19 protein-coding genes and 1 pseudogene are annotated in these 18,373 nt (G+C 73.7%); 4 read left to right on the top strand and 16 right to left on the bottom strand.

Features of this window, described 5'->3' with window-relative positions; genetic code table 11:
• From ABZ840_RS33490 to ABZ840_RS33470, 5 genes and pseudogenes are all read right to left on the bottom strand, one after another.
• Positions 1–196: pseudogene (locus ABZ840_RS33490) on the bottom strand (hypothetical protein); the annotation flags it as partial.
• Between the two features lie 121 nt (positions 197–317).
• Positions 318–1,463 (bottom strand): M20 family metallopeptidase, encoded by a 1,146-nt coding sequence (locus ABZ840_RS33485; RefSeq protein WP_361566393.1) that lies wholly within the window; start codon positions 1,461–1,463, stop codon positions 318–320.
• Positions 1,463–2,128, bottom strand: a complete 666-nt coding sequence (locus ABZ840_RS33480; RefSeq protein WP_361566390.1) for a DUF1028 domain-containing protein — start codon at positions 2,126–2,128, stop codon at positions 1,463–1,465. Before ABZ840_RS33480 ends, ABZ840_RS33485 begins: the two co-directional genes overlap by 1 nt.
• The gene (locus ABZ840_RS33475) at positions 2,125–2,595 is read right to left on the bottom strand and encodes a RidA family protein (RefSeq protein ID WP_361566387.1); all 471 of its coding nucleotides are present in this window, start codon (positions 2,593–2,595) and stop codon (positions 2,125–2,127) included. Before ABZ840_RS33475 ends, ABZ840_RS33480 begins: the two co-directional genes overlap by 4 nt.
• A 10-nt stretch (positions 2,596–2,605) precedes the next feature.
• Positions 2,606–3,892, bottom strand: a complete 1,287-nt coding sequence (locus ABZ840_RS33470) for an NAD(P)/FAD-dependent oxidoreductase (RefSeq protein ID WP_361566384.1) — start codon at positions 3,890–3,892, stop codon at positions 2,606–2,608.
• Positions 3,893–4,115: 223 nt separating this feature from the next.
• Between ABZ840_RS33470 and ABZ840_RS33465 the strand changes: the two genes are divergently transcribed.
• From ABZ840_RS33465 to ABZ840_RS33450, 4 genes are all read left to right on the top strand, one after another.
• Positions 4,116–4,268 (top strand): hypothetical protein, encoded by a 153-nt coding sequence (locus ABZ840_RS33465; RefSeq protein ID WP_361566381.1) that lies wholly within the window; start codon positions 4,116–4,118, stop codon positions 4,266–4,268.
• 16 nt (positions 4,269–4,284) lie between these two features.
• On the top strand, positions 4,285–4,434 hold the full coding sequence (locus ABZ840_RS33460; RefSeq protein ID WP_361566378.1) for a hypothetical protein: 150 nt from the start codon (positions 4,285–4,287) through the stop codon (positions 4,432–4,434).
• Positions 4,435–4,593: 159 nt separating this feature from the next.
• Positions 4,594–5,694: a hypothetical protein gene (locus ABZ840_RS33455; RefSeq protein ID WP_361566376.1), complete on the top strand. Its 1,101-nt coding sequence runs from the start codon at positions 4,594–4,596 to the stop codon at positions 5,692–5,694.
• A 100-nt stretch (positions 5,695–5,794) separates the two neighbouring features.
• Positions 5,795–6,676, top strand: a complete 882-nt coding sequence (locus ABZ840_RS33450; protein WP_361566373.1) for a universal stress protein — start codon at positions 5,795–5,797, stop codon at positions 6,674–6,676.
• On the opposite strand, the gene ABZ840_RS33445 is transcribed toward ABZ840_RS33450, so the two are convergent.
• The 11 genes from ABZ840_RS33445 to ABZ840_RS33395 form a co-directional block, all read right to left on the bottom strand.
• Positions 6,677–7,228, bottom strand: a complete 552-nt coding sequence (locus ABZ840_RS33445) for a flavin reductase family protein (protein ID WP_361566371.1) — start codon at positions 7,226–7,228, stop codon at positions 6,677–6,679. It abuts the gene before it with no gap.
• Positions 7,225–8,055, bottom strand: a complete 831-nt coding sequence (locus ABZ840_RS33440) for an alpha/beta hydrolase (protein WP_361566368.1) — start codon at positions 8,053–8,055, stop codon at positions 7,225–7,227. The genes ABZ840_RS33445 and ABZ840_RS33440 overlap by 4 nt, the downstream gene beginning before the upstream one ends.
• Positions 8,052–9,191 carry an LLM class flavin-dependent oxidoreductase gene (locus ABZ840_RS33435; RefSeq protein ID WP_361566365.1) on the bottom strand — a complete coding sequence of 380 codons (1,140 nt, stop codon included), beginning with the start codon at positions 9,189–9,191 and terminating at the stop codon, positions 8,052–8,054. Before ABZ840_RS33435 ends, ABZ840_RS33440 begins: the two co-directional genes overlap by 4 nt.
• Positions 9,192–9,225: 34 nt before the next feature.
• Positions 9,226–10,449 carry an acyl-CoA dehydrogenase family protein gene (locus ABZ840_RS33430; RefSeq protein WP_361566362.1) on the bottom strand — a complete coding sequence of 408 codons (1,224 nt, stop codon included), beginning with the start codon at positions 10,447–10,449 and terminating at the stop codon, positions 9,226–9,228.
• A 199-nt stretch (positions 10,450–10,648) separates the two neighbouring features.
• Positions 10,649–11,716 (bottom strand): ABC transporter ATP-binding protein, encoded by a 1,068-nt coding sequence (locus ABZ840_RS33425; protein WP_361566360.1) that lies wholly within the window; start codon positions 11,714–11,716, stop codon positions 10,649–10,651.
• On the bottom strand, positions 11,713–12,885 hold the full coding sequence (locus ABZ840_RS33420) for an ABC transporter ATP-binding protein (RefSeq protein ID WP_361566358.1): 1,173 nt from the start codon (positions 12,883–12,885) through the stop codon (positions 11,713–11,715). The genes ABZ840_RS33425 and ABZ840_RS33420 overlap by 4 nt, the downstream gene beginning before the upstream one ends.
• On the bottom strand, positions 12,869–13,882 hold the full coding sequence (locus ABZ840_RS33415) for an ABC transporter permease (RefSeq protein WP_361566355.1): 1,014 nt from the start codon (positions 13,880–13,882) through the stop codon (positions 12,869–12,871). The genes ABZ840_RS33420 and ABZ840_RS33415 overlap by 17 nt, the downstream gene beginning before the upstream one ends.
• A complete protein-coding gene (locus tag ABZ840_RS33410) occupies positions 13,879–14,949 on the bottom strand; it encodes an ABC transporter permease (protein WP_361566352.1) in 1,071 nt (356 codons plus the stop codon). The genes ABZ840_RS33415 and ABZ840_RS33410 overlap by 4 nt, the downstream gene beginning before the upstream one ends.
• Positions 14,946–16,523, bottom strand: coding sequence for an ABC transporter substrate-binding protein (locus ABZ840_RS33405; protein ID WP_361566350.1), 1,578 nt, complete (start codon positions 16,521–16,523; stop codon positions 14,946–14,948). Before ABZ840_RS33405 ends, ABZ840_RS33410 begins: the two co-directional genes overlap by 4 nt.
• A gap of 494 nt (positions 16,524–17,017) precedes the next feature.
• Complete coding sequence (locus ABZ840_RS33400; RefSeq protein WP_361566347.1) at positions 17,018–17,932, bottom strand: DsbA family protein; 915 nt, start codon at positions 17,930–17,932, stop codon at positions 17,018–17,020.
• Complete coding sequence (locus tag ABZ840_RS33395) at positions 17,929–18,366, bottom strand: Rrf2 family transcriptional regulator (RefSeq protein WP_361566344.1); 438 nt, start codon at positions 18,364–18,366, stop codon at positions 17,929–17,931. The genes ABZ840_RS33400 and ABZ840_RS33395 overlap by 4 nt, the downstream gene beginning before the upstream one ends.
• Positions 18,367–18,373: the final 7 nt, after the last annotated feature.

The following is an 18,373-nucleotide window of genomic DNA, read 5'->3' as shown; positions in this document are numbered from 1 at the left end:
CCGCCGCCAGGGCACCGATCAGGTGGGGCCGTGCGGCGAGCGTCTCCCCGGTCAGCGGGAAGTTGGCCACCGCGCGCACCGTGTGCACTCCGTAGTAGGCGTCCGCCGGCACGTCGACGTCGCCGAGCATGTCGTGCTCCGTCCGGTGCCCGCCGCTCGCCGGGGCGGTGTGCTGTGAGCCGGGAGTCAGGGACATCGGTGTCCTCCGGGTTGTCGGGGATGGGGTGTGGTGGCGGCGGCCGGGCCTGCCCCGGGTGGAGTGTCGTCCGGAGCGGGCCACGGCACGTGGCGGGCCGTTGCCGCGGCCGCCGCCCCGGTCATGCCGCCGTTCCCCGCTCGGGTGTCACCCGGTCCACACCGGTCCAGGCCAGCGCGACCGCACCGTCCAGCAGGGCACGCTCGGCCGTCCCGCCCACGCAGAACGCGGCGAACTCGTGCTGGTGGTTGGTGGCGGGCAGGGAGCCGATGCCGATGTACGGGTGGATGGCGGGCACCACCTGCGAGACGTTGCCCATGTCGGTGGAGGCCCGGTTCATCCGTGCGGCCTGTCCCGGCGGCGCGAACTCGCGCCCCAGGGCGAGGGCGTTGGCACGGTAGTGGCCGAGCGCGGCCTCGTCGGTGCGGAACTCCGCGTACGGCTTGCTCTCCGGCTCGATCTCCAGCTCGCACCCCGTCGCGAGGGCGCCCGCCTCGAAGGCACGCATGACGCGCGGCTCCAGCTCGGCCAGCTCGGCGAGCGTCTCGGCCCTGACGTACCAGCGTCCCGTCGAGCGCTCGGGGATGGCGTTCGGTGCGTCCCCGGCGTGTGTCACCACACCGTGTACGCGGGCCGAGGCCGGCAGCTGCTGGCGCAGCAGCCCGATGGCGACCTGCGCCACGGTGAAGGCGTCGGCCGCGTTGATCCCGGCCTCCGGATATGCCGCGGCGTGCGCGGACTTGCCGGTGTAGGAGACCTTGGAGTGGCTGACCGCGAACGGACGGGCCTCGGCCACGTCCACCGGCGCCGGGTGCACCATCATCGCCAGGTCCACACCGGCGAAAGCACCGCGCTCCAGCATCTCGATCTTGCCGCCGCCGCCCTCCTCGGCGGGGGTGCCGTAGACCTCCACGGTGAGCCCGGCGTCGTCGGCGACGGCGGCCAGCCCGAGCGCGGCACCGACCGAACTCGCCGCGATCAGATTGTGCCCGCACGCGTGGCCCAGTCCGGGCAGGGCGTCGTACTCGGCACACAGCGCGATCCGCCGGGGCCCGCTGCCGAACCGGGCGTGAAACGCCGTGTCCAGGCCCAGGTAGGAGGGGGTGACGTCGAAGCCCGCCCGGTCCAGGAGTTCCGGTACGGCGGCCGCGGCGCGGTGTTCCTCCCAGGCGGTCTCCGGGTCGGCGTGCAGCCGCTCCGAGAGGGCGATCAACTCCTCCGTGTGCCGGTCGATTTCGCGCCGGGCAGCCTCCTTCTGCGTACCCATCACAGATCGCCCGGAACGCCGTACGAGGGTGCGGACGCGGGGTCGAGACCGCGCCGCACGTAGTCGTCCCGCTGCGGCAGCCACACCGACACGAGGTCCGCGAGCCGTTCCTCGGGGTCGTCGGCCCAGTCCACGCGCAGGTCGGTGACGCGCCAGTCCACGTCCGCGACCACCGAGAGACCCGCGGAGTGCACCGGGCCCTCCTCACCGCCGGCCGCGACGGCGGCGCGCAGGGCGGCGACGAGCCGCTCCTCCAGCTCACCCGTGGTCGCGAAGTAGGTCTCGAGAAGCACATCCGGGATGTGCTCGCCGGAGAGCATGTTGCCCGCCGCGACCGCACCGTCGGCGGTGGCCGAGGCGTGCTTGCCCAGCGTCCGGGAGCCGCTGTAGGCGAACCCGGGGCCGGAGCGGCCGACCACGGTCAGCTGCCGGTACTCGATGTTGCCGACCGCCTCGGTGACGTCGGTGAGCGCGCGCCCGGCGTCGCCGTGCTCGCCCAGCCGGTCCAGCAGCCTGGTCCCGAGGGTGGGGTCGGTGATGTTCTGCGAGGTCGCGGCTCCGATGCCGGGCCTCAGGTGGGCGACCCGTGCCGCCACCGCCGGGCTGGACGAACTGGCCACGATGCCGAAGCGCTCGCCGTCGCGGACCACCAGGGAAAACGTCATGCCTGCTCCTCCTCGGGAATCACGGCGATCGCGTCGATCTCGCACAGCCATTCCGGGCGGGCCAGCGCGGACACCACCAGGCCGGTGGAGATCGGGTGCACGCCCTTGGTCCAGCGGCCCACCGTGCGGTACACCGCCTCGCGGTAACGCGGGTCGATCAGGTAGATCGTCAGCTTGACCAGGTGCTCCATGCGGCTGCCCGCTTCTTCGAGCAGCATCTTGATGTTGGCCATCGCCTGCTCGGCCTGCGCCTCGGCGTCGCCGATGCCCACGGACTCGCTGGTGTCCAGGTCCTGGCCGATCTGGCCCCGTACGTAGACGGTGTTGCCGGCGACGACGGCCTGGCAGAGGTCGTTGTCGAGGCTCTGCTCGGGATAGGTGTCACGGGTGTTGAACGGCCGGATCCGGGTGTGGCCGCCGGTGACGATCGGGGCCTTCACCTGGCGCCCTTCGTTCGTGGAGGTCATTGTGTGCTCCTCAGGCGTGCTGGGTGGCCGGCGTGGTGCCGGGGCAGTCGGGGGTGCCGTAGGCGAGGTATCCCCGCTGGGTCGTGATGTGGTCGGCGACGTGCCGGGCGTCGTGCCAGACCCCCCAGATGAAGCTCGATCCGCGGCGGGACAGCCAGGGCAGGCCCAGGAAGTAGATGCCGGGCTCGGACGACACACCGCGTCGCTGATCCGGCCGGCCGTTCTCGTCGAACGCGTCGACCTGGAGCCAGCTGTAGTCGGCGGCGAAGCCCGTCGCCCAGACGATCGAGGTGACACCGGCCTCGGCCAGGTCGAGTTCCAGCCGGGGCTCGGTGACGCATGCCGGGTCCGGCCCCAGCACGTGGGCCTCCGGCTCCTCCGGCAGGTCGAGCCCATTGCGCTCGACGTACGCGTCGGCCGCCCGGAGGAGTTCGAGGTACTTGGCGTCGCCGAGCGCGATGTTCGACGCGAGGTCCGGCGCGAAGCTCAGCACGCCCTCGTCGTAGGACGCGGTCAGGCCGACCAGCTCGATGCCGTCGGCGGCCAGGGCACGGAAGTCCACGGTGTGGCCGCCGCGTGCGCCGCTGACCGCGATGGTGACGTGCTCGGCGCCCTGCGGCGGCGTCTCGGCGTCCCAGCGCCCGAGCACACCGAGCCACCAGCAAAAATCGCGGCCGCGGTACTCGCGGGGCGGCCGGTCGTGGGGGCCGACGGAGAGAAAGACCCGGCGACCGGACCGGCGCAGCTCGTCGGCGATCTGGACGCCCGAGGAACCGGCTCCGACGACGAGGACCGCGCCCTCGGGCAGCTGCTCCGGGTTGCGGTACCCACTGGAGTGGAGCTGCACGGGGACGGCGCCGTCCGGGACGATGGGCGGGATGACGGGCCGCTGGAACGGTCCGGTCGCGGCCACGACGAAGCGCGTGTCGATGACGCCCTCCGACGTCTCGACGCGGAAGCCGGGCCGCCCGGTGTGCTTCCGCACCGAGGTCACCTCGACCCCGCACCGGATCGGCGCACCGATCTTCTCGGCGTACGCAACGAAGTAGTCCGCGACCTTTTCCTTCGAAGCGAAGGCATCGGGGTCGACGTCGGAGAATTCCAGCCCCGGGAACCGGTCGTGCCACGCGGGTCCGTTCGCGACCAGGGAATCCCACCGCTCCGAACGCCACCGCTCGGCGATACGGTGCCGCTCCAGGACGACGTGCGGTATCCCGCAGGCTCCCAGGTGCTCACTCATCGCCACGCCTGCCTGGCCCGCCCCGACGACGACTACTTCAGTCTCTTCGCTCGACAATTCGACCTCCAATCAGGCGGTGCTCCATGCCCGCTGCCGAGCCGACCGAGCTACCGCACGAGAGATCCTCAGACGCGCCCGAAGTTCTGTCCAACAGTTGTTTTCGTTGCAGGCGATCTGATTTGTAGATGCAGAGCTGCTCGGGCGGGCCAGGGGCCGGTGGCGGCGCGCCGAGCGGCTCGTCCAAGCGGGCTCGGAGGTCGAGATCGTCGCCCCCGACCGCGTGGTGGGGCACGAGGTGCACGGGACGCTGTACCCGGCGTACCTGGAGAACTTCTACCGGGCCGGAGTGCGCCTCACCCCCGACCACCACTTCCGCGAGATCCGGCGCGAAGCGGGTGCGCTGGTGGCGGTGGTCCACAACGCCCACCGGTGAGCTGCTGGAACGGGCGGTGGATCAGGGCGTCGTCGAGCACGGCACGGTGCCCAACGACGACGTCTACTTCGCGCTCAAGGACGGCTCCGCCAACCTGGGCGAGGTGAACCTCGACGCCTTCGCCACCGTCGCGCCGCATCGCCCTGTCCGTGTGAGTGAGAGGTGATGGAGAAAGGGGGCGGGGGCAGGTGGCTGACGCGGGTGGCTGACACGCCTCGCACGGCGCAATTCGAGGGGTTTCGGGCAGTACGTGAATTAGTGTGCCGTGACCGCTTCGGCAGCACCGAGAGGGAAGGCAGCGGGGCGAAGGCGCCCGGACACAGCCATGGACCTGCAGTTTCTCCGTCCCCTCTACGAGGGTGACAGCGCCGTCGCATCGGTGCACCTGGACACCACGCGCGAGGCCCACGACTCGGACAAGCAGATCGAACTGCGCTGGCGGGCGGCGCGCCGCATGCTGGCCGAGCAGGGCGCGGACGAGGAGACCCTCACCGTGCTCGACGATGCGGCCGGCGGCGTACCGGACGTGCCGGGGCCGCAGGGCGAAGCACTGTTCGCCTCCGCCGGGCAACTGCTCGGTGTGTACACCATGGCGGAGCCGCCGCGCGCCGACAGTGCCACCGTCCTGCCCGTGGCCGATCCGCTCGACCTGGTGATCGACCGCGATCACCAACTGCCCCATGTCGTGGTCGCGGTGGACCGAGAGGGCGCGGACGTCGACGCGTACCCGGCGGCAGCGCACGAGCCGTCCTTCCGGCGTACCTTCCACGGCAGCACCCTGCACATCTCCCGGGTCCGGGCCGGCGCCGAGGCGCAGTCCTCCTTCCACCGGCGCAGCGTGAACGTGTGGAGCGAGAACACCGCGCAGGCCGCCGACGACGTAAGGGCGGCGGCCGCCGAGGTCGACGCCGCGGTGGTCCTGATCGCCGGGGACCCCAAGGCCCTGGGCCTGCTGCGCGAGCACTTGACCGAGCGGCCGCCGGCGGGGCGGCTGGTGTACGTGGAGGGTGGCCGGGCGGACGCGTCCGCGCAGGCCGGTCTGCGCGCGAGCGTGGACGAGGCCGTGCGGGAGGCCATGGACGCCAGCCATCGCGAGGTGCTGGAGGAGCTGAAGTCCAAGCTGGCCAGCGGACATGAGCAGGCTCTGGAGGGCATTCCCGCCGTGAAGGAGGCGCTGACGCAGGGCAGGGTGGAAACCTTGTTCCTGGCCGCCGACCGCACGGGTGACCCGCAGCTGTACGCCTCCCGCCGCGACCCGATGGTGCTCGGCACCGACGGTGCCGCGCTCGGGGACGACGCCGAGGTCTTCAGCGGTCCCGCGGGCGCGCTCCTGCTCCGCTCGGCCGTGCTCGGCGACGCCGGGTTCACCGAGATCCTCCCGCCGATGCGCTGTACGGACGGCGTGGCCGCCCTCCTGCGCTACTGAACGACAGCGCACTCCCGCGCATACTGAACGAGGTCGCACCTGACGCACTGTCACGGTGCACACCGCCCGGCACGCTCCTCCTCATCGGAAGGTCTCTGGGATGGCTTCGACCGTCGTCGTCGGTATCGACGGCACCGCCGAGAGCACGGCCGCCGCCGACTGGGCGGCGGAGGAGGCGCTCCGCCGCGGTCTGCCGCTCACCCTGGTGCACGCCTGGGACCCGCAGCGGCTGGCGAACGTGTCGCTCGCCATGGCGCCGGACGCGCAACAGGCCGTCGCCGCCCGCTTGGTACGGGACACCGAGGAGCGGGTGAGCGCGCGCCATCCGGACGTACGGGTCACGGGCCAACTGGTGCAGGGCCCGGAGGCCGCCGGGCTGGCCGAGCGGAGCGAGGACGCGGCACTGCTCGTGCTGGGGTCGCGCGCGCTCGGCCCGGTGCTGGGGTTCCTGGTGGGTTCGATCGGCCTCAAGGTGCTCAAGCGGACCCGGTGTCCGGTCGTCATGGTCCGCGGCCGTGAGCGCGAGGGCGGGGCGGAAGGCGGCGGCAACAGCAGCGGTGACATCGTCGTCGGAGTGCAGGACGCGGGCGAGGCGGCCGCCTCGGTGTTGTCGTTCGCCTTCGAAGCGGCCGCGTCCCGCGGTGCGGCGGTCCGTGCGGTGCGGGCCTGGAGCCTGCCCACCGTCTTCTCCTTCCGGCCGTCGACGATGCGGCGCGCCGACGAGCACGGCGGCCTCGAAGAGCTGGAGCGGCAGACGCTGGAGGACACCCTCTCCCCCTGGCGGGAGCGGTACCCGCAGGTCTCGGTGACGCCGGTGCTCGAATTCGGCGGTGCGTCGGAAGTCCTGCTGTCGTCCTCCTCCGACGCACAACTGCTGGTCGTGGGAGCGCGCGGCCGGCCCGGCGGCCGGCACATCGGCGCGGTCGGACACGCCGTACTGCACTTCGCCGACGCCCCGGTCGCCGTGGTGACCGACGCCTGATCAGTCGCGTCCGTCACCGGATGCAGTCCCGAGCGCGGCGGGCGTGGCGAAGGCACCTGCTTGGTACACCAAGCCGGCGGTGGTGCCGTCGCCCCCACCGCCGTCCACCTGGCCGACGACCAGCAGATGATCGCCGATGGTCTGGCGGAGGGTGATGCGGGCGGTGAGCCAGGCCGGGGCGGCGTCGAGCACGGGAAGGCCGTCGTCGGCCGGCGTCCAGGGCACCCCGGCGAACCGGTCGATGCCACTGCGGGCGAACTGCGCGGCGAGCGCGGCGTTCTGCGGCCCCAGGACATGGACGGCGAAGCGGTCGGCCGCGCGTACCGCTTCGACGGTGGAGGCGGTACGGCCCAGGTAGAACGAGACGAGGGGCGGGTCGAGGGACACCGAGGTGAAGGACGTGGCGGTGAAACCGGCCGGTCCCGGCACCGTGACGACGGTGACACCCGCCGCGTGCCGGCGCAGGGTGCGGCGCAGCGTCTCGGCGTCCGGGACGCGTTCCGCCGCGGTGCCGGGCAGGGGATGCGGGCGGGTGTGGGTGGGGGCGGTCATGCCGCGGTCCTTCCGGTGGGGTCTTCGAGGGTGAGTACCGGACGCAGGTCGGCACCGGCCCGCAGGCGTTCGAGCCAGAGGACGACGGTGGCCGCGGTGCTGCGGTGCGAGGCATCGTTGAGCACGTCGTGCACGCCCTCGTGCAGCACCCCGAACGCGGCGCGCGGCAGCCCCGCCGCCAGCGCCCGCGCCCGGTCCAGGGGCGTGACGGGGTCGGCGGCCCCGTGCAGGACGAGAGCGGGCAGCTCCGTCGAAGCGGGGACGGTCAGATGGGCCGGTACGGGCGCGGCGAGGGCACCGCGGGTGAAGGCCCGGTCGTCGGTGAGCCGGGCGCGGTGGGTCGGGCAGGCGGTACGCGCCGCGAGTTCGGCGTCCCAGCCGTCGTCCCCTTCGGCCGTACCGGTACGCGCTCCCACGTCGGCGGCCGTCGTATCGCTCGACGCGATGCCGGCCAGGATGACGCCTGCGAGGGGCAGGCCGTGGTGGGCGTCACCCGCCGCCGTGTGCAGGGCCTGGAGCGCGCCCGTGTCGCTGCCGACGAGGACGAGCGGGGTGGCCGGGGCGGCGCCCACCACGTCGTCCGCCGCGGAGCCCACCGCGGCGGTGACGGCGGCGCTCACCTCTTCCGGCGTCAGGTCCGGGGCGGTGTTCAGGGCGTGCACGACGTAGCCGTCGGCGGCGAGGCGGCGGCCGAAGCGCTCGTAGACGAGGCCGTGTTCGCCGCGGCCCGGCAGGACGACGAGGGTGCCGCGCGGCGCGACCGCGGCCGGCGGCTGCCAGGTGGTGGCGGTCTCCGCGGGTGCGGGCGGGGTGTGGAGGTCGGTCATCGGGTGGTCCCGGCGGGGGTGAGGGCGCCCTGGCTGGCGGCGCGGTGGGCGAGTTCCTGGCGGACGAGCGGGAGGAGGTGGCGGCCGTAGTCGATGGCGTCGTCGAGCGGGTCGTAGCCGCGGATGAGGAGGGTGGTGACGCCGATGTCGACGTAGTCCAGGAGCGCCTGGGCAACGGTCTCCGGGGTGCCGACCAGCGCGGTGGTGTTGCCGCCGGCCCCGCTCGCGGTGGCGGTGGGGGTCCACAGGGCGCGGTCGTGCAGGTCCTGCTTGGCGGCCGCGGCGAGGAGCCGCTGCGAGCCGACGTTGGCCGGGCTCGCCACGTTCTGGTGGTGGCGTGCCTGGTCGAAGAAGGGGCGTCCGGCCCCGGCCTTGATGGTGTCGAGGATGCGGTGGGCCCGTTCCCAGGCCAGTTCCTCGGTGGGGCCGAGGATGGGGCGGAAGGAGACGCTGATGCCGGGCGGTTCGGCGCGGCCCGCGGCCTCGGCGGCGGCGCGTACGGAGGCGATCTGCTGGGCCGTCTCGGCGAGCGGTTCGCCCCACAGCGCGAAGGTGTCGGCGTGCCGGGCGCCGACCCGGTACGCGGCCTCGGAGGAGCCGCCGAAGTAGAGGGGGATGCCGGCCTCGCGGTAGGGCAGCACCTCGGAGCCGTAGTCCTCGAAGCGGTAGTGCCGGCCGGTGTGGTCGAACGGCTCGGCGGAGGACCAGGCGCGGCGGAGGATGCCCAGGTACTCGTCGGTGCGGTCGTAGCGTTCGTCCTTGCTCAGGTAGTCGCCGTCGCGGCGCTGTTCGGTGTCGTTGCCGCCGGTGATGGTGTGGACGGCGACGCGTCCCTCGGTGAACTGGTCGAGGGTGGCGAAGGTGCGCGCCGCGAGGGTGGGGGCGATGAAGCCGGGCCGGTGCGCGATGAGCAGGCCGAGGCGTTCGGTGCGCGCCGCGACGTGCGCGGCGACCTGGACGCCGTCGGGGCGGCCCGAGCTGTAGCCGATGAGGATGCGGTCGAAGCCGGCGTCCTCGTGGGCGCGCGCGAAGCGGACGGTGTAGGCGGGGTCGATCGCGGGTCCGGTGGCGGGCCGGGTCTCCGAGGCGTCCCGGGTGCCGATCATGCCGATGAACTCGACGGAGGGGGTGGTCATGAGGGGGCCTTTCCGTGCGGTGTGGATGAGGTCTCTATGCGGTGGGAGCGGCGCGGCGGGCGAGGGCGGCCCGGCCGGCGGCGGCGAGTACGGAATCGTCCTGCGGGGTGTGGACCCGGGAGCAGAGCACGTCGCGGTAGTGGCGCTGGAGCGGGTTGGCGCGGGTCAGGCCGTGGTTGCCGGTGAGGGAGACGGCCTGCTCGACGGATTCGATGGCGGCGCGGGTGCCCAGCACCTTGGCGCCCGCGGCCTGTTCCGCGGCATCGGTGTCGCCCGCGTCGACGGCGGTGGCGAGGGCGTGCAGCAGGGTGCGGGCGCCGGTGAGGCGGGTCTCGATCTCGCCGACGGCGGTCCGGAAGCGCGGCAGGGTCGCGAGCGGCGCGCCCAGCCCGGTGGGGACGCGCTCGTGGAGGAAGGCGGTGAGCCAGTCGCGGGCGGCCTCCGCGACGCCGAGGTAGAGGGAGGTGAGCCCGAGGGCGTTCCAGGCGCCGGTGACGGTGTCGGGGCGGGCGCCGGGGACGTCACCGGGTACGTCGAGGCCGATCACGTCGCCGCCCGGGACGCGTACGGCGTCGAGGAGTACGTCGTCGCTGCGGCTGGCGCGCAGGCCGACGTGGTCCCAGGTCTCCTCGATGCGGAGCCCCGGGCTGCCCGCGCGGACGAGGAAGGTGCCGACGCGTACGGGATCCTCGTCGGTGCGGGCGAAGACCAGCAGGTGGCTGAGGCCGACCGCACCGGTGGAGTAGACCTTGCGGCCGGTGAGCAGCCAGTCGTCGCCGTCGCGGCGGGCGGTGGTGGCGGGCAGTCCGCCGCGTACGGGGCTGCCGAGTTCGGGCTCCACGCGCAGTGCGTTGACGAGTGCCGGGGCGTCGGCCGACGCGGCGAGGAGCCCGGCGTACGCGGCGGGCGGCCAGCCGGGGGTGCGGGCCTCGCTCGCGTGGACGAAGAGGGTCATGGCGGTGACCAGCGCGACGGCGGGGTCGCCCGCGCCGAGTGCGTGCAGGATCCGTACGGTGTCGGCCAGGCCGGCGCCGGGTCCGCCGTGCCGGGTTCCGACGGTGGCGGTGAGCAGTCCGGCCTCGTGCACGAGGGCGAAGCCCTCGGTGGGGAAGGTGGCGTCGCGGTCGTGTTCGGCGGCGCGTGCGGCCAGCGTCCGGCGTACGTCGGGCAGACGGTCGTAGTCCGGGCGGGGCAGCGCGACGGTGGTTTCCGGGGCGGACGCGCGGGCGAGCAGGGGCGGCGGCTGATGCACTGTCACGGGCGGCGGTTCTCCTTCGTACTTCTCGGCCCCGGCCAGGGCGTGCCGGCCGGTACAGCCCTCGCTGAGCCGGGAGTTGGGGATGTCGGCGATGAGGGTGTCGGGGTTGCCGTGCGCCGACGTCGTACTGGCTGCGCAGGCGGGTGTCGGGCTGGTTGGCCATGAGCAGCAGCAGGCGCGCAGCTCCTCGCGCCGGGCGTCACGATGCCGTCCCGGCGGGCTGCGGTATCCGCTCGCGCCAGGTGGCGGCGTGGTGGCAGGCGACGCGGTGGGCGGGGGCCCGGCCCTCGGTGGGGTCGGGCACGGGCCCGGCGCTCGGCTCCGTACGGCACTCCGGCGTGGCGAAGCGGCAGCGCGGAGCGAAGACACAGCCCACGTCGTCCGGCCAGGGCTCGCGGTCCGTCGGGGCACGCAGGTCGGCGGGGAGGAGGCGGTGTGTGCGCCGCACGCTCGGTGCCGAGGCGGTCAGCAGGGCGGTGTACGGGTGCCGGGGGCGCTCCAGGACCTCGCCGACGGGGCCCTGTTCGACCAGCCGGCCGCGGTAGAGGACGGCCACGCGGTCGGCGATGCCCGCCAGCGAGCCGAGGTCGTGGGAGATGACGACGACGGCGAGACCCAGTTCGCGGCGGAGCCGGTCCAGGAGGTTGAGGACAAGGTTGCGGTGGGAGGCGTCGAGCGCGCTGACCGGCTCGTCGGTGAACAGCAGCCGGGGGCGGGTGACGACGGCGCGGGCCAGCGACACCCGCTGCCGCTGCCCGCCGGAGATCTGCCCGGGGGTACGGTCGCCGAACAGTTCCGGTTCCAGGCCGACCAGGGCGAGTGCCTCGTCGGCGCGGGCGGCGCGCTCCTGGCGGCCGAGTGCGCGTACGGCGGCGAGCGGCTCGGCGACGATCCGACGTACCGTCAGGTCGGGATCCTGGGACCGCAGCGGGTCCTGGAACATGTACTGCAGCTCTCCGGCACGGCGGCACGCGCGCAGTTCGCGGGGGCGCAGCCGGGTCAGGTCACGGCCCGCGAAGGCGATCCGGCCGGTGTCGGCCCGGACCAGGCCCACGGTGGCGCGGGCCAGGGTGGTCTTGCCGGAGCCGGTCTCACCGATGATGCCGACGATCTCCCCGGCCCGTACGGCCAGATCCGCGCCGGCCAGGACGCGGTGGGCACCACCGGAGCGCGTACGGCCGAAGGAGACGGACAGGTCCGCGATGTCCAGCAGCGGCGCGTCCTCGGCCGGGGCGTCGCCCGCCGTGCCGGTCGATGTCGTGGTCATACGGAGGCTCCTTGCGTGACGGTCGTACGGGCCGCGCCGCCGGAGCGCGGCGGCGGATCCTCCAGGTCCCGGGCGGGACGCACGCAGCGGGCCCGCCGCCCGTCGCCCACGGGGCGCAGCGCGACAGGTCCGGCGGTGCACTCCTCGGTCGCGTACGCGCAGCGGTCGGCGAAGCGGCAGCCGGGCAGGGCGGCGCCGGTCTCGGGCGGCCGCCCTGGGATGATGTCCAGACTGCCCCGCTCCTCGGTCGACGCGACGCGCAACAGCGCCTCGGTGTACGGGTGGGCGGGTGCCGCGAGCACCTCGGCGGTGGGGCCGTCCTCGACGATCTCCCCGGCGTACATCACGATGACGCGGTCGCAGCTCTCGGCGACGACGGCGAGGTCGTGGGTGACCAGGAGCAGGGCCAGCCCGCGCGACTCCCGCAGGTTCTGGAGGAGTTCGAGGATCTCGGCCTGGATGACGACGTCGAGTGCGGTGGTCGCCTCGTCGGCGATGAGCAGTTCGGGTCCGCAGGAGACGGCGATGGCGATGAGGACGCGTTGCAGCATGCCGCCGGAGAGCTCGTGCGGGTAGCGGTGGTACAGCTCGGCGGGGCGGTGCAGTCCGACCGCGTCGAAGAGTTCCACGGCCCGGTCGTGCGCGGCGGTGCGGGACAGCCCGCGGCCGACCCGGAGTTGTTCGGCGAGCTGGCGGCCGACGGTGAGCGAGGGGTTGAGGTAGGAGGCGGGGTCCTGGAAGACGGCGCCGATGCGGCGGCCGCGTACGGCGTTCCACTGCGGGCGGTCCAGGGCGGTCAGGTCGGCGGGCTCGCCGCCCTCGGGGCCCGTGAGGGTGATCCGGCCGCCGGAGACCGCGATGCCGGGCGGCAGCACGCCGAGCACGGAGCGGCAGGTCAGGCTCTTGCCGCTGCCGGACTCTCCCACCAGTCCGACGGCTTCGCCGCGGCCGAGCGCGAACGACACGTCGCGTACGGCGGGGACCGCGCCACCGATGGTGACGTCGAGACCCGAGACGGTCAGCACCGGTTCGCGGCGTGCCTCGGGCGTGGCGCGCGGGGGCCGCCGCGTGCCGGGTGCGTGGACGGGGTCGTCGAAGGGGTGCGCGCCGGCCGCCGACCCGGGGGCCGGGATGCGGCTGCTGCCGGAGTGCTCAGCCGGTCGTGACACGGTGCTCGGCCTCCTCGGTACGTACGGTGGCTGTGACGGCGACCGCCTCGCGGGCGGTGGGCACGACGGTGTGCGCAGGGGTGGCTCCGGATGCCGCATCGGTATCGGCATCCGGCAGTGCGGGCTCGGTCCCGGCAGCCACCGGAAGTGCGGTGGTACCGGTGGCGGACGGCAGCGCCGCCGTGCCCGTGCCGCTGTCACGGATCGCGTCGGCCAGCAGGTTGAGCGCGCCGACGGTGAGCATGATGGCGAGGCCCGGGAGGAGCGGGGCCCAGGGCTGCTGGGCCAGGTAGCCGAGGTCGGAGGCGAGCATGCCGCCCCAGGTGGGAGCGGGCGGCTGGACGCCGAGGCCGAGGAACGTCAGCGAGGAGACGACGAGCAGGGCCTGGCCGACCGCCTGAGCCGTGGTGACGGCGACCGTCGGCAGGATCTTGGCCCAGACGTGGGTGCGCAGGATCCACCACCGGGAGGCGCCCATCAGCTCGGCGGCCTCGACGTACTGCGCCCGCTTCAGGCCGAGCGCGGCGGCGCGGGTGATGCGGAAGTACAGCGGGGCGTAGAGCACGCCGAGGGCGAGCATCGCCTGGTGCATGCCGTTGCCCAGGGCGGCGACGACCGCGATGGCGAAGACCGTGAACGGCATGATCATGAGCGTGTCGGCGAGCCGCTGCAGGCTCCACTCCACGGTCCTGCCGAGCCAGACGGAGGCCAGGCCGGGCAGGACGCCGAGCAGCATCGCCGCGGCGACGGCCTCCAGCGCACCGGCCACCGACAGCCCGGTGCCGGCCACCAGCCGACTGAGGACGTCGCGGCCGAGGTAGTCGGTGCCGAGCAGGTGCGCGGCGTTGGGTCCGGTCAGCATGTCGGTGGGGTTCTGGGCCAGTGGGTCGTGCGGGGCGAGCGCACTGCCGGCGACGGCGAGCACGGCGACCAGGGCGAGGACGGTGAGGGCGAGGCGGGCCGAGCGGAGCCGGACGGCGCGGCGCAGGGTCCTCATGCGGTGCTCCCTTCGGCGGTGGCCGGCCGGCGGCCCGTGGTGCGCCGACGGGCCGCGGGGTCGAGGGCAGCCAGCGCCGCGTTGACGGCGATGTTGGCGGCCAGCACCACGGCGACGGTGACCAGCAGGGTTCCCTGTACGACAGGTACGTCGTGCTGCTCGGCGGACTGGAGGGAGAGCTGCGCGATGCCGGGCAGGTTGAAGATCTTCTCGGTGACGACGGCGCCGCCGATGATGAGCGGCACACTCATGCCGAGGACGGTGAGCGCGGGCCCCGCGGCGTTGCGCAGGACGTGCCCGAACAGCACCCGCCGCGCTGAGAAGCCGCGCATTTCGGCGCCGGTCACATAGTTCTCGCGCAGCGCGCCGACGAGAGAGGTGCGCAGCTGGCGGGCGAGCGAGGCGGCGGCGTCCAGGCTGAGGGCGAACGCGGGCAGGATCGCGTACTGGATCCACTGGCCCACGCCCGCGTTCAGCGGCTGGTAGCCGCCGGTGGGCAGCAGGTCCAGCTGCACCGCGAAGAGGACGATCAGCACGATGCCGATGAGGAACGGCGGCAGCGTGGCGAGGGTCGAGCAGATGACGGTGACGGTCCGGTCGATGCGTCCGCCGCGGTTGAGCGCGGCGGCGATGCCCGCGCCGCCGCCGAGGAGGACGGAGAGCAGCAGCGCGAGCCCGGCGATGGAGAGGTCCACGGGGATGGCCTCGGCGACGCTGTCGGCGACGGGGATCCCGGTGAACCAGGAGGTGCCGAGGTCGCCGGTGAGGGCGTTGCCGAGCCAGCTGAAGTACTGCTGGTACAGCGGCTGGTCGAGGCCGAACTGGTGCTCCATGCGGGCGATGTCGGCGGGAGTGGCCAGGTCGCCGAGGACGGCGGCGGCCGGGTTGGCGTCGGACAGTGCGCCCAGCGCGAAGGTGAGGAGCGAGGCGAGGAGGAAGACGGTGACGGTCACGGCGAGTACGCGGCCGAGCGGTCGGGGCGCGGCCGCCAGCTGCCGTGCGAATGGGGCGAACCGCGAGGGGCGGGCGGGCAGTTCGGATTCGGTGCGCGGGGGTGCGGTGGTCATGAGACGGTGACCCCCTCGAAGCGCTGGACCACGGCGTAGGCCGGTATCTCGGAGACCTGGGCGTTGCGCGCGAGGATGCGCGGGACGGTGTAGAGGAAGACGTTGGGCATGGTGCGTACGGCGATGCCGGTGGCCTTCTGGAGAACTTCGGGGTATTCGGGGGCGTCGAGCGGGGTGCGGCGCACGGTGTCGAGGGCCTTCTCCAGCTCGGGCGAGGTGGTGCGGCCCGGGTTCATCAGGCCTTCCTTGCCGAAGAGGACCTGGAAGGCCTGGGTGGCGGCGTCGCGCCCGGCGAACTGGTCGAAGTAGAGCGCCTTGCTCCGCTGGACGTAGACGATCTGGGTGGCCTGTGCGGCGGGAATGGTCTCGATCTTCGCGGTGATGCCGACCTTCTTCAGCTGCGCCTGGATCAACTCCGCCGCACCTTCGGCCTGTTGGGTGGTGAGGGTGATCTCCAGGCCGTCCGCGTGCCCCGCCTTGGCCAGTAGCCGCTTCGCCTTCTCCGGGTCGTACGGGAAGAGCTTCTCCAGGGCCTCGTCGTGGCCCGCGTAGCCCTTGGGGAAGAACTGCCGGGTCACCTCGCCGTGCCCGAAGGCGGCGGTCTTGAGCAGCTCCTCGCGGTCGACGGCGTACTTCAGCGCGAGTGCCACGTCGGGGTCGGTGAGCGGCTCCTTGCCGATGTGCACGTCCAGGACCCGGACCACCATCGAGGGGATCACCTGGACCTGGAGCCCCGCGGCGCGGGCGGCCTCGACCTGGCTGCCGGGGATCTGGGCGACGTTGTACTGGCCCGAGGTGAGGGACGCGACGACGGTGGATTCCTCGGGCAGCGGGTAGAGCTCGAAGTTCTCGGCCTTGATGCTGCCGGCGTCCCAGTAGCGCGGGTTGCGGCGGAGCAGCGCCCGGGAGTTCTGCACGTAGGAGGTGAGGGTGTACGGGCCCGAACCGGCCGGCCGGGTGGCGAGGGAGCCGGCGTCCTTCTCGAAGGCCTTCGGATTGACGACCATGCCGGTCTTGCCGGCCAGCAGAGCGGGGAACTGGTAGTCGGGCTCGACCAGTTGGAGTTCGACGGTGCGGGCGTCCCGCGCGACGGCCTTCCGGACGCCGACGAGCTGGGAGGCGATGAGCGACTTGGGCGCGTCGCGGCCGCGCTCGATGCTCTTCTTCACCGCGGTGGCGTCCAGGGGCGTCCCGTCGCTGAACGTCAGGCCCTTGCGCAGGGTGAAGGTGACGGCGGTGCCGTCGTCGTTGTACTTCCAGGACCGGGCCAGGGCCGGTACGGCGTTGCCCTTCTCGTCGAGCTTGGTGAGCCCGGAGTAGACGAGCGAGAGGGCGTGCACGTCCCAGCCGGCGGAGGAGGTGACCGGGTCCCAGGACGTGGGCAGGTCCCAGCCCCACTTCAGGGTGGCGGCCTCCCCCGCGGCCGCCGTGGTCGCCCGGCCGCCGCAGGCGGAGAGCGCGAACGCGGAGCCGGCGCCGAGCGCGAGCCCGAGGAAGGAGCGGCGGCCCAGGGCGGACGGGCGGCCGGGGGGTTCCGGGTGCTCGGGGGCGGACGGATACGGGGAATGCGGCATGGCGAGGCAGCCTTTCTCGGCTCCCTCGGCCTCCTCGGCCGCGGCGGGCGTGGTGGATACGCCGACGGACCGTGGAGCACCGGGGAGCGGGCCCAGGGCAGGGGGGTGCGCGTGCGAGGCGGGGGCGGCACACGCACACAGGACGATCGCGAGGGACGGGACGACGGGCAGGCACCACGACAGGGGGTGCCGTACGCCCCGTACGCGCAGGCGGGAGGAAGAGCGGGGAGGTGTCCGGGCTCAGCGGGAAGAATCCGCGGCCGGGGGCACCGCTGGTGCGGGCCGGCCGCCGGGCGTCGCGAGCGGAACGCCTGGGGTCAGCGACAGAGAGCGCTGGAGGTACGCAGGTAGTCGACGTAACGACAGACCACGCCGGGGTGCATCGGGTGCATGCTCCGTATCCTCACCGTACCGTCTGTGCGCTGTCAATGGACACCTCAAGGTGTCTCATTGCCCGAGACCTGCACGGCCGGAGCCTCGCGGGCGGCACGGCCTCACTCGGCGGTGCGCGCCCGCGTCACCGGATGTGTGCGGGCCTCGTACGGATGCAGCCGGACGGGGCCGTTGGCGGTGTCGATCCGGACGGCGCCGGCGGGCGGCTCCGACGTACCGGTCAGGGCTTCGAGTTCGGGCCCGGTGAGACTGCGCCAGCGCGCGAGCGCGGCATCGGGCGACACGAGCACCGGATCCGGCAGGGCCGTACCGGCGGCCGTGCGGGCGGCGTCGAGGTACGCGGCGAACGGGCGGCGGCCCGGCGCGACGACCCGGCCGCCCGGCCCCTCGAAGAGCAGCGTCGGCAGCGCGTAACGGTGCCCGTCGTCCAGCTCCTTGGCGCGCCCGGGATGCGGCCCCGGGCCGTCCAGCTCCCACACCTCGGGCAGCGGCCGGCGGGTCTCGGCGCGGTCCGCGCGCACCGCGGCCCGGACCTCCTCCGAGGCCAGGTCGCGCAGCAGCCGGCCGGCATCGAGACCGGGCACGCCCCGCACGGCGTCGTACACCCCGTCCGGTGTGTCGGCCGGGGCGCCGAGGACGAACGTCGTCTCGCGCAGCCGGCGCAGCACCCGCTGCGCGACCTCCTCCCCCTGCGCCCGCGCCGCGGTCACGGCCTGCGAGGCGGGGAAGCTCGTGCGCGTCAGCCAGTGCAGCCGGGACGCGTACGGGGCGCCGGTGTGCGCGGCGACGTCCGCGATGAAGCGCTCGTACCAGCGGGCCTCGGCGTCCGGGTCGGGCGGCGGGTCGTCGTCCTCGTCGAAGAGGATCCCGAAGACCTGGCGCCATTCGGCCCGGTCGCCCAGCGTCTGCCGCAGCAGCCGGAAGTCGGGCTCCGCGCCCCAGGCCCACGGGCAGGCCGCGTCGGTGAACTCGGTGACGCGCAGCTGCGGAACGCCTGCCCCGTACCGCCCGCTCATGCCGGTACGGCCGTCGCGGCGGTGCGCGCGGTGCCGCCGCGGGCCGCGAGCTGCGCGATCGTCGTACGCCGCAGCAGCGCGTCCGCCACCGCCGCGACATCGCGCCACAGCTCCGCAACGCCCTCGGCGGGACCCGGGTGGTGCAACGCCTCGGGACGTTCGCCGCGTACGGTGAACAACTCGCCGTCGACGGCCGTCATGACCTCGGCGACGGTGATCGACGCGGCGTCCCGGCCGATCCAGTAGCCGCCCTCGCAGCCACGCCGGCTGCGCACGAGGCCGGCCGCGCGGAGGTCCCGGAACACCGACTTCAGGAACCGGAACGGGATGTCCTGCGACGAGGCGATGCTCTCGCACGTCAACGGCCGCGTGCTGTCCGCGGCGAGTTCGACGAGCGACCGCACCGCGTAGTCGGCCTTGGCCGAGATCTGCATGTGCACC

The organism is Streptomyces sp. NPDC047117, assembly GCF_040643545.1.
Taxonomy (GTDB): domain Bacteria; phylum Actinomycetota; class Actinomycetes; order Streptomycetales; family Streptomycetaceae; genus Streptomyces.
Note: the sequence above shows the minus strand (reverse complement) of the source record. Positions and strands in the feature narration are given on the sequence as shown.

What these genes read in the sequence shown, in the direction of transcription:
- ABZ840_RS33410 (WP_361566352.1), bottom strand. Translation starts at nt 14,949, where the DNA reads ATGACCACCGCACCCCCGCGCACCGAATCCGAACTGCCCGCCCGCCCC.
- ABZ840_RS33405 (WP_361566350.1), bottom strand. Translation starts at nt 16,523, where the DNA reads ATGCCGCATTCCCCGTATCCGTCCGCCCCCGAGCACCCGGAACCCCCC.
- ABZ840_RS33415 (WP_361566355.1), bottom strand. Translation starts at nt 13,882, where the DNA reads ATGAGGACCCTGCGCCGCGCCGTCCGGCTCCGCTCGGCCCGCCTCGCC.
- ABZ840_RS33400 (WP_361566347.1), bottom strand. Translation starts at nt 17,932, where the DNA reads ATGAGCGGGCGGTACGGGGCAGGCGTTCCGCAGCTGCGCGTCACCGAG.
- ABZ840_RS33475 (WP_361566387.1), bottom strand. Translation starts at nt 2,595, where the DNA reads ATGACCTCCACGAACGAAGGGCGCCAGGTGAAGGCCCCGATCGTCACC.
- ABZ840_RS33425 (WP_361566360.1), bottom strand. Translation starts at nt 11,716, where the DNA reads ATGACCACGACATCGACCGGCACGGCGGGCGACGCCCCGGCCGAGGAC.
- ABZ840_RS33445 (WP_361566371.1), bottom strand. Translation starts at nt 7,228, where the DNA reads ATGACCGCCCCCACCCACACCCGCCCGCATCCCCTGCCCGGCACCGCG.
- ABZ840_RS33450 (WP_361566373.1), top strand. Translation starts at nt 5,795, where the DNA reads ATGGCTTCGACCGTCGTCGTCGGTATCGACGGCACCGCCGAGAGCACG.
- ABZ840_RS33395 (WP_361566344.1), bottom strand. Translation starts at nt 18,366, where the DNA reads ATGCAGATCTCGGCCAAGGCCGACTACGCGGTGCGGTCGCTCGTCGAA.
- ABZ840_RS33480 (WP_361566390.1), bottom strand. Translation starts at nt 2,128, where the DNA reads ATGACGTTTTCCCTGGTGGTCCGCGACGGCGAGCGCTTCGGCATCGTG.
- ABZ840_RS33485 (WP_361566393.1), bottom strand. Translation starts at nt 1,463, where the DNA reads ATGGGTACGCAGAAGGAGGCTGCCCGGCGCGAAATCGACCGGCACACG.
- ABZ840_RS33455 (WP_361566376.1), top strand. Translation starts at nt 4,594, where the DNA reads ATGGACCTGCAGTTTCTCCGTCCCCTCTACGAGGGTGACAGCGCCGTC.
- ABZ840_RS33435 (WP_361566365.1), bottom strand. Translation starts at nt 9,191, where the DNA reads ATGACCACCCCCTCCGTCGAGTTCATCGGCATGATCGGCACCCGGGAC.
- ABZ840_RS33440 (WP_361566368.1), bottom strand. Translation starts at nt 8,055, where the DNA reads ATGACCGACCTCCACACCCCGCCCGCACCCGCGGAGACCGCCACCACC.